We start from the raw sequence: 8,680 nt of genomic DNA on the forward strand, positions 1-8,680 counted from the left end.
AGATGTTTATAAGAGACAGGTCTGGGGGGCCGGGGTGGGCTTGCGTCGCTGTGCTCGCAGACTCAGGTCGGGCTCAAGCTGCTTCTCGTTCATGCGGTGATCCTTTCGAAGATGAGGCCGGCCAGGTCGGCGTAGGCGGAGGCGACGGGTTCGCGCTTCTCATAGTGGCCCAGCCAGTCGCAGGCCAGACGTGCACCGGGGACGATGGAGCGGGCCGGCACCAGGGGGGTGAGCAGCAGCCCGGTCTCGCGCAGCTCCCAGCAGGGCCATGGACTGTTTGAACGCGGCCACGCTGCGGCAGGCTCCGTGCACCCCGACGCAGTCGTCCGAGGCGGGGCGGGCCGCATAGATCACCCGTCTGCGGCGGTGAACGCGTTGGGGGTCAACGGCCCGCCCTGACGGTCGGGGCAGTGGACGACGAGCTGTGGATGCCGCGAGCGAGACGAAGGGCGGGGGCTTCGCGTCTCCGCCTCTATCGTCGGGTCCCCGCGCCCTCCGGCCGACCCCATCCATGACGGCGCGGGGCTGCCGGCGTTCCGGACGGGCCCGGTTGACCGGCCTGCGATCACCCCACCGGCCCCGGGGACAGGGTCCACGTCGAGAGCAGCCGACCCAGCAGGCAGCCCCGCCCGGCCACCCTCAGTCCCGTGGCGTGACCGAGCGCAGCGCGAGCTCGGTGAGGACGGCCGCCTCGAGGGCCTCGCGTCCCTTGTCCTCTCGGGATCCGGGCAGGCCCGCCCGGTCGCGGGCCTGCTGCTCGGTGTCCACGGTGAGCACGCCGAAGCCCACGGGAACGCCGGTGCGCACCGAGACCTCCGTCACGCCCTGGGTCACGGACTGGCACACGTAGTCGAAGTGCGGGGTGTCCCCGCGCACCACGACGCCCAGGACCACGACGACGTCGAATCGCTCCGCCAGCCGCGCCGCGGCGACGGTGAGCTCGACGGTGCCGGGCACGCGCACGAGCACGGGTTCCAGGCCCAGGTCGGCCGCGGCGGCCTGCGCCCCGGCGATCAGCCCGTCCATGATCTCCGTGTGCCACTGGGCGGCGACGATCGCCACGTTCAGGCCGCTCGCAGCGGCGGGGTCGGGGGTGAAGGTCGGGGCTCCGGCGCCGCTCATGGGGTGTCCTCCTGGTGGGTGGGGTGGGTCGGGTCGGTGGTCGGGTCATCGGCCGGCGTGGCGGGGCCGCCGGTGGCCGTCGGCGGTTCGAGCACGCGGTCCGCCAGGGCGTGGGCCATGCGGTCCCGCTTGGTGCGCAGGTAGACGACGTTGTGCTCGGTGACGGGCGTGGGGGCCGGGACACGCTCGACGACGTCGATGCCGGCCGCCCGCAGCCCCGCGACCTTCGCGGGGTTGTTGGTGACCAGGCGGATGCGCCGATGGCCGGCGGCCGTGAGGACGGCGGCGGCCCCGGCCCAGTCGCGCGCCTCGGCGGGCAGACCGAGGGCGAGGTTGGCCTCGACGGTGTCCATCCCCTCCTCCTGGAGCCGGTAGGCGCGGATCTTGTTGGCCAGGCCGATGCCGCGTCCTTCGTGGCCCCGGAGGTAGAGGACGGCGCCGCCCTCGGCCGCCGCGCGGGCGAGGGCGTCCTCGAGCTGGGGGCCGCAGTCGCAGCGCAGGGAGCCGAGCACGTCGCCGGTGAGGCACTCCGAGTGCACGCGGACGGTGAGGGGACGCTCCGGGTCGGTCTCCCCCGCCACGAGCAGCAGGTGCTCAGCCCCGGTCTCGGCGTCCACGTGCACGCTCACGCGGAACAGGCCGTGCCGGGTCGGCAGGGTGGCCTCGGCGGGGACGGCGGTCAGGGTCGGCGTCGTCTCCTCCAGGTGGGCCACGAGGTCCTCGATGGAGATGAGCACGAGGCCGTGCTCATCGGAGAACTCCCGCAGGGCGGGCAGGCGCATCATGGTGCCGTCGTCGTGGACGAGCTCGGCGATGGCGGCCACGGGCGCGACGCCGGCCAGGCGGCACAGCTCGACGCCGGCCTCGGTGTGGCCGCGGCGGGCCCGGACGCCGCCGGGGACGGCGCGCAGGGGGAACACGTGACCGGGCCGGGTCAGGTCACCGGGGGCGGCACCGGGGTCGGCGAGCACGCGGAGGGTGCGGGTGCGGTCGGCGGCGGAGATGCCGGTGGTGACGCCGGCGGCGGCGTCCACGCTCACGGTGTAGGCGGTCCCCTTGGGGTCCTCGTTGACGGTGGTCATGGGCGGCAGGGCCAGGCGGTCGGCCAGGCCGGCCGGCAGGGGCGCGCAGATGACGCCCGAGGTGTGGCGGACGGTGAAGGCGGTGACCTCGTCGGTGGCCAGGGCGGCCGCGTAGATCAGGTCGCCCTCGTTCTCGCGGTCGGCGTCGTCCACGACGACGACGGGCCGGCCGGCGACGATCGCGGCGATCGCCGCGGGGACGGGGTCCAGACGGATGTGCTCGCTCACGGGCGGGCCTCCTCGGTGGGTGCGGCGGGGGCGGACGGGATGAGCGCGAGACGCTCGGCGTACCGGGCGAGCACGTCGGTCTCGAGGTTGACGCGGTCGCCCGGCCGCAGGGCGCCCAGGGTGGTGGCCTCGAGCGTGGCCGGGATGATGCCGACCTCGAACCAGTGCGCGGCCGCGCCCGGGTCGGAGACGGCGGTGACGGTGAGGGAGACGCCCTGCAGGGCGATGGCCCCCTGCGCGGGGACGTAACGCGCCAGGCGGGCGGGCAGGCCGATGCGCAGGGTGGTCCAGGCCCCGTGCGGGGTGACCGCGAGGACCTGGCCGGTCCCGTCCACGTGGCCCTGGACCACGTGCCCGTCCAGGTGGTCGGTGGGGCGCAGACAGCGCTCGAGGTTGACCCGGTCCCCCGGGGCGCGGTCGCCGAGGCTGGTCATCCGCAGCGTCTGGCCCATGAGGTCGGCACGGAACACGCCGGGGCGCTCCGTGGGTCCGTCGAGGGCCGTGAGGCACACGCCGTCGACGGCGAGCGAGCCGCCGGCGGGCAGCCCGTCGAGGGCGCCGCCGGCGTCGAGGGTCAGCAGGGCGGTGTCGGCGGCCGCGTCGTGCTCGAGGGCGACGACGGTGCCGAGATGGGTGACGATGCCGGTGAACACTCAGTCCTCCTGGAAACGGGTCGGGGCGGGGGCGGTGCGGTGGGCAGGCGCGGGGCCGGCACGGGGCTCAGGTGGGTCCAGACGTCGTCCCCGAGGGCACGGACGGGGCCACCCTCCGCGGGGTCGGGGTGCCAGCGCAGTGCCTCGGACAGCGTGGCGACGTCCAGGCCGGCGACGGCGGCGCGGCCCGGGCCGAGCAGCAGGGGCGCGGTGTAGACCATGAGCTCGTCCACGAGGCCGGCGCGCAGCCACGCGCCGAGCACGCGGGGCCCGCCCTCGATGAGCACGTGCTCGGCACGGCGGCCGTGGGGCCAGGGCCCGGGATGGGCGGCGAGCGCGGCGAGGACGGCGTGCGGGTCGTGGTCGAGGACCTCCAGCACCACCGGGTGGGTGCGCAGGGCGGCGCCGTCGGGCACGGGCCGGTGACCCTGGACGACGGGCACGGGCTGGTGCGCGAGTTCGGCGCCGACGGCGTCACGGGCGGTGAGGCGGGGGTCGTCGGCCAGGACGGTCCCCGTGCCGACGACGATGGCGTCGACGCGGGAGCGCACCTCGTGGGCGTGGACGCGGGAGTCCGGGCCGGTGATCCACTGGCTCGTGCCGTCGGCGGCCGCGGCGTGGCCGTCGAGGGACTGAGCGAGGTGCCCGGTCACCCACGGACGGCCTGCGTCGCGGACCTCGCGCCAGCGGGCGGTGAGCGTGAGGGCGGCCGTCTCGCCGGTGGGGCCGGTGACGTGCACCCCGTGCGCGGCGAGGCGGGCCGCGCCGCCGCCGTCGTGACCGGTGGGGTCCGCGACGGCGTAGCGCAGTGCGCCGATCTCCGCGTCCAGGACGGCCTGGGAGCAGGGGCCGGTGCTGCCGGTGTGGTCGCAGGGCTCGAGGGTGACGTGCAGCGTCAGGCCGGCGGGGTCGAGGGCGGCCAGGGCCGGATCCGCGGCGCGGGCGGCCCGCCAGCGGGCGAGGGCGTCGACCTCGGCGTGGGCGGTCCCCCGTCCGCGGTGGTGGCCGACGGCCAGGACGCGGCCGGCCTCGTCGGTCAGGACGGCCCCGACGAGGGGGTTGGCGCCGCGCACACCGCGCAGCGCGGCGTGGACGGCGAGGTCCATGGGGTCGGCGGGCGGGGTCTCGGCGGCGCTCATCGGGCGACGTCCCCCTCGGGGCCGTCGGGCAGCAGCGTCTCCACGGCGGGCTTGTCCCGGTCTGTGGCGCGCAGCCACACGAAGAAGCCGATCAGGGTGAAGGCGCCGTAGAAGGCGTACATCACGGCCGAGGCGTAGTAGCCGGTGCTCCACAGCAGGGGCACGCCGACGACGTCCACGGCCACCCAGATCAGCCAGAACTCCACCCAGCCGCGCGCCATGCCGTAGGTCGCCAGCAGCGATCCCACGAACGTCCAGGCGTCCGCCCACACCGGCTCCCACGAACCCAGGGCGCGGAACACGGGGGTGAGGGCGACGGTGCCGACCGCCATGGCCGTCACGAGGAACACGCGCCCGCGCCAGCCGGCCCACTCCGGGGTGATGGCGGGAGCGTCCTCGGCGTGGCCCCGGCGGGCCTGACGCCAGCGCGCCCAGCCGTAGACGGAGACGGCGATGAACATGACCTGTCGGCCGGCCTGGCCGAGCAGGGTGGCGTGATCGGCCCCCGTGAACAGGGAGGCGAGGAAGACCGTCAGCAGGATGAGGTTGCCGAGGATGCCCACGGGCCAGGCCCAGACCCTGCGCGCCATGCCGCCCAGGGCGGAGGCGAGGCCGAAGACGTTGCCCAGCACCTCGCGCATGAGCAGGCCCCCGCCGGCGACCGGGATGGTCCAGTTGAAGGCGTCCACTAACCAGTCCATGACCGTGACGCCACCTCCTCGGATCGGGACTCCGAGGGGTGCGCTCCGCAGCCCTCCCGCGCAGGGCGCGGAACGGCTCCGCCGCGTGCCTCTCCCATCCCGACTGTACGGTCGGCACCGGAATTCCACCGGTCAGGCCGCCCGGCACCGCCTCGGATGAGGACGGGCCGCGCGGTTAGCGGGCTGTCACCGCCGGTGCGGACTTCCACCGCATCTCGGAGCACGTTGCTGTCCAGCAGTATCGCACGCCCGGCCGGCCGCGCATGCCGGACGTCACCGGGCGACGTCCGGCGCGGCGGCCGGGCGACCGCGTCGCCGGGCTCAGTGGCAGGCGCGGGCGGCGGCGGTGCGCAGGCCGACGAGCGCGGCGTCGGGGTCCTCGGCGCCGAACACCGCGGAGCCGGCCACGAACACGTCGGCCCCGGCCTCGGCCGCGCGTTCGATGGTCTCCCGGTTCACGCCGCCGTCGACCTGGAGGGCCAGCGGGGCGGGCCCGCCGTCGAGGGCGCGGCGGGCCCGGCGGATCTTCGGCAGCACGACGTCGAGGAACGCCTGCCCCCCGAAGCCGGGCTCCACGGTCATCAGCAGGAGCATGTCCAGCTCCGGGAGCATGTCCAGGTAGGGCTCGACCGCGGTCGTCGGCCGCAGCGCCATGCCGGCCTTCGCTCCGGCCGCGCGCAGCTCGCGGGCCAGTCGGACGGGCGCCGCCGACGCCTCGGCGTGGAAGGTCACGGACTCGGCCCCCGCCTCCGCGTAGCCGGGCGCCCAGCGGTCGGCGTCCTCGATCATCAGGTGGAGGTCCAGCGGCAGGTCCGTGGCGCGTCGGATCGCCTCGACCACGGGCAGGCCGAGGGTGAGGTTCGGGACGAAGTGGTTGTCCATGACGTCCACGTGCACCGCGTCTGCGCTGGGGATGCGGGCCAGCTCGTCGGCGAGGCGGGCGAAGTCCGCGGACAGGATCGAGGGGTGCAGGCGCGGGGCGCGGGCGGTCATGGGCGGGTCCTCTCGGTCAGGCGCCGGGGGCGCGCAGCAGGGCCAGGAACATGGCGTCGGTGCCGTGCCGGTGCGGCCAGAGCTGGGCCGTGCGGGCGACCACATCGGCCGGCTCCGGCGCGCCGGCGGGTTCGGCCTCGTCCAGGCGCAGGTCGTCGAGCGCGACGGTGTCGAGGGCGGTGCGGGCGTCGAGCAGCTCCAGCTCGGGGTGGCGGCGCACGAGGTCCTGGACCTGGACGACGGTCTCCGCGACGTGCGGGGAGCAGGTCACGTAGGCGAGCACCCCGCCGGGGGCGAGGACGGAGACCGCCGCGTCGAGCAGCTCGGCCTGCAGGCCGGTGAGCTCGGCGAGGTCGGCCGGGGTGCGGCGCCAGCGCGACTCGGGTCGGCGGCGCAGCGCACCGAGGCCGGTGCAGGGGGCGTCCACGAGGACGCGGTCGAACGCCGGGGCCGCCTCGGGGGCGTCGGCGATCGTGCGGCCGTCCCCGGCCCGGACGGTCCAGGCTCCGGCGGGCACGGCGGCGAGTGCCTGCCGGACGAGGTCGGCGCGGTGCGGGGCGACCTCGTTGGCCACGAGCGTCGCACCCCGCTCGGCGGCGAGGGCGGCCAGCAGGGCCGCCTTGCCGCCGGGGCCGGCGCACAGGTCGAGCCAGCGCTCGGCCCGCCCCTCGGCCGCGGGGACGGGTGCCTGGGCCAGGGCGCGGGCGGTGAGCTGGGAGCCGGCGTCCTGGACGCGGAGCACGCCCTCGCGCACCCCGGGCAGACGGCCGGCGTCGCCGCCGGAGTGCAGGGCGGAGTCCGGGGCCAGCGGCCCGGGTTCGGCGCCGTCGTCGAGGGCCGCGGCGAGCGCCTCGGCCCCACCGGCCACGGGCAGGGCGACGAGGTTGACCACGGGCGGGGCGTTGTCCGCCTCGAGCAGGGCGGCCAGCTCGGCGTCGCGGTCGGCGATGTGGCGGGTGCCGCGGTGAGCGGCCAGGGCCTGGCGCAGCGCGCGGACGATCCACACGGGGTGCGAGGTGCGGACGGCCAGGGCGGCGTCGCCGCCGTCGGCGGGGGCGACGTCGGCCAGCCACTCCTCGAGGGGGCGTTCGGCGACCCGACGCAGCACCGCGTTCACAAACCCGGAGGCGCCGGCCCCGATCTCGGCGCGCACGAGGGAGACGGTGGCGTCGAGGGCGGCGTGGGCGGGCACGCGCATGCCCAGCAGCTGGTGGGCGCCGAGCCGCAGGGCGTCGAGCACGGGTGGGTCGATCTTCTCGAGCGGGCGGTCCACGCAGCGGGTCAGGATCGCGTCGTACAGGCCGAGCCCGCGCAGGGTGCCGTAGGCGAGTTCGGTGGCGAAGCCCGCGTCGCGCCGGTCGAGGCGGGCCTGGCGGATGCGCGCCGGGAGGACCAGGTTCGCGTACGCGTCCTCCGCGTGGACGGAGCGGACCACCCCGAACGCGACGCGGCGCGCCGGGTCGGCGGTGCGGGAGCGCTGTGACGGCGCCTGCGCCGAGTACTTCCGCCCGGCGCCGGAGCGACCCCGGTTGCGGGTGCGCCCCTGCGCGTCGCGGCGGTCCTGGGCGTCCGGCCGGGGTGCGCGGCCGCGTTCTCCGCGGGCCCCTCGCTCGCCCCGGCCCTGTCCTGCCTGTCCTTCGCGGCTCATGCGCGTGCCTCCTCGTCCTGTGCCGCGGCGTTCCGCGCGGCCTCGCGTGCCGCCGCCCGGGCGGCGGCCTCCTGGCGGGCCTGTTCTTCGTGGTGGGCGAGCGCCTCCCCGGCCAGCAGCGCGGCCCCGGCGGCGGCGCCGCGCGCCCAGTCGGCGGCCGGCATCAGCTTCCTGCCCGCCGGCTGGACGCGGGAGAGCCGGACGGCCCCGCCGGCCGTGCGCAGCCAGGCGGCCTTCGCGGCCACCAGGATCTGCCCGGGAACCGCGGCGTCGAGGGCGGAGGGCCAGCCGTCGTCGCCGGCGCGGACCGGGGCGACGCCGTCGAGCTTGAAACGGGCCGGGGCGGCGCCGTCGTCCGCGGTCAGCCAGCCCCAGGCGCCGGGCTCGGGGGTGACGCCGTTGATCCGGGCGGCCACCTCGGCGGCCGGGCGGGCGGGGTCCACCAGGCCGTCTGCGGCCGTGAGCTTCGGCGCGTGGGAGGGTTCGCCGCGCTGGGGCGTCGCCGTCGCGGTGCCGGCCGCCAGGCGGTCGAGCACGTCGATCACGAGCGGACCGCCGCGCTCGGCGAGGTCGGTGAGCACGGCCCCGGCGGTCTCGTCGGCCGCGACGGGGCGGGTGAGCCGGGCGAAGACGGGGCCGGTGTCCAGGCCCTCTTCGAGCTGGAACACGTCGGCGGCGATCTCGGTCTCCCCGGCCATCACGGCGCGCTGGACGGGGGCGGCGCCGCGGTAGGCCGGCAGCGCGGAGAAGTGCAGGTTGAGCCAGCCGTGGCGGGGGATCTGCAGGGCCTCGGCGGGCACGAGCGCCCCGTAGGCGACGACGACGGCCACGTCTGCCTCGAGCGCCCGGATCGCCTGGAGGGCATCGGCGCCCTCGGGTCCGCGGAGTCGGTCGGCCTTGAGCACGGGCAGGCCGGCCTCCTCGGCCACGATCGCGACCGGCGACGGGGTCAGCACCCGCCGGCGCCCGACCGGGGCGTCCGGCCGGGTGAGCACGCCGACGACCTCGTGGGGCGAGTCGAGCAGGGCGTGCAGCACGGGCACGGCGGTCTCGGGCGTGCCGGCGTAGAGCACGCGCAGGGGCGTCGGGGCGGTCATCGGGCGGCTCCTGTTCC

General features: G+C 76.8%; 9 protein-coding genes and 1 riboswitch. All 9 genes read right to left on the reverse strand.

From position 1 onward, the window contains the following. Positions 1-89 precede the first annotated feature (89 nt). Positions 90-221 (reverse strand): hypothetical protein, encoded by a 132-nt coding sequence (locus J1M39_RS12430; RefSeq protein WP_020624531.1) that lies wholly within the window; start codon positions 219-221, stop codon positions 90-92. Positions 222-639: 418 nt separating this feature from the next. Continuing rightward, positions 640-1,122 carry a 6,7-dimethyl-8-ribityllumazine synthase gene (gene ribH / locus J1M39_RS04865; RefSeq protein ID WP_020624532.1) on the reverse strand — a complete coding sequence of 161 codons (483 nt, stop codon included), beginning with the start codon at positions 1,120-1,122 and terminating at the stop codon, positions 640-642. After that, complete coding sequence (ribB, locus tag J1M39_RS04870) at positions 1,119-2,432, reverse strand: 3,4-dihydroxy-2-butanone-4-phosphate synthase (protein ID WP_206496516.1); 1,314 nt, start codon at positions 2,430-2,432, stop codon at positions 1,119-1,121. Before ribB ends, ribH begins: the two co-directional genes overlap by 4 nt. Continuing rightward, entirely contained in the window at positions 2,429-3,085 is a 657-nt protein-coding gene (locus J1M39_RS04875; protein WP_098092889.1) for a riboflavin synthase, read from the reverse strand. Before J1M39_RS04875 ends, ribB begins: the two co-directional genes overlap by 4 nt. Continuing rightward, positions 3,007-4,224, reverse strand: coding sequence for a bifunctional diaminohydroxyphosphoribosylaminopyrimidine deaminase/5-amino-6-(5-phosphoribosylamino)uracil reductase RibD (gene ribD / locus J1M39_RS04880; RefSeq protein ID WP_206496517.1), 1,218 nt, complete (start codon positions 4,222-4,224; stop codon positions 3,007-3,009). Before ribD ends, J1M39_RS04875 begins: the two co-directional genes overlap by 79 nt. Beyond that, positions 4,221-4,925 (reverse strand): nicotinamide riboside transporter PnuC, encoded by a 705-nt coding sequence (pnuC, locus tag J1M39_RS04885; protein WP_004167571.1) that lies wholly within the window; start codon positions 4,923-4,925, stop codon positions 4,221-4,223. Before pnuC ends, ribD begins: the two co-directional genes overlap by 4 nt. 82 nt (positions 4,926-5,007) lie before the next feature. Continuing rightward, a riboswitch (FMN riboswitch) is annotated at positions 5,008-5,152 on the reverse strand. A 94-nt stretch (positions 5,153-5,246) separates the two neighbouring features. Further along, entirely contained in the window at positions 5,247-5,918 is a 672-nt protein-coding gene (gene rpe, locus J1M39_RS04890) for a ribulose-phosphate 3-epimerase (RefSeq protein WP_036340795.1), read from the reverse strand. A gap of 16 nt (positions 5,919-5,934) precedes the next feature. Further along, complete coding sequence (locus tag J1M39_RS04895; RefSeq protein WP_036340792.1) at positions 5,935-7,566, reverse strand: RsmB/NOP family class I SAM-dependent RNA methyltransferase; 1,632 nt, start codon at positions 7,564-7,566, stop codon at positions 5,935-5,937. Continuing rightward, the gene (locus J1M39_RS04900) at positions 7,563-8,645 is read right to left on the reverse strand and encodes a methionyl-tRNA formyltransferase (RefSeq protein ID WP_228070664.1); all 1,083 of its coding nucleotides are present in this window, start codon (positions 8,643-8,645) and stop codon (positions 7,563-7,565) included. Before J1M39_RS04900 ends, J1M39_RS04895 begins: the two co-directional genes overlap by 4 nt. Positions 8,646-8,680: the final 35 nt, after the last annotated feature.

It is taken from the genome of Micrococcus sp. KRD077, assembly GCF_017168505.1.
Lineage (GTDB): Bacteria > Actinomycetota > Actinomycetes > Actinomycetales > Micrococcaceae > Micrococcus > Micrococcus luteus.

What these genes read in the sequence shown, in the direction of transcription:
- pnuC (WP_004167571.1), bottom strand. Translation starts at nt 4,925, where the DNA reads ATGGACTGGTTAGTGGACGCCTTCAACTGGACCATCCCGGTCGCCGGC.
- rpe (WP_036340795.1), bottom strand. Translation starts at nt 5,918, where the DNA reads ATGACCGCCCGCGCCCCGCGCCTGCACCCCTCGATCCTGTCCGCGGAC.
- J1M39_RS04895 (WP_036340792.1), bottom strand. Translation starts at nt 7,566, where the DNA reads ATGAGCCGCGAAGGACAGGCAGGACAGGGCCGGGGCGAGCGAGGGGCC.
- ribH (WP_020624532.1), bottom strand. Translation starts at nt 1,122, where the DNA reads ATGAGCGGCGCCGGAGCCCCGACCTTCACCCCCGACCCCGCCGCTGCG.
- ribD (WP_206496517.1), bottom strand. Translation starts at nt 4,224, where the DNA reads ATGAGCGCCGCCGAGACCCCGCCCGCCGACCCCATGGACCTCGCCGTC.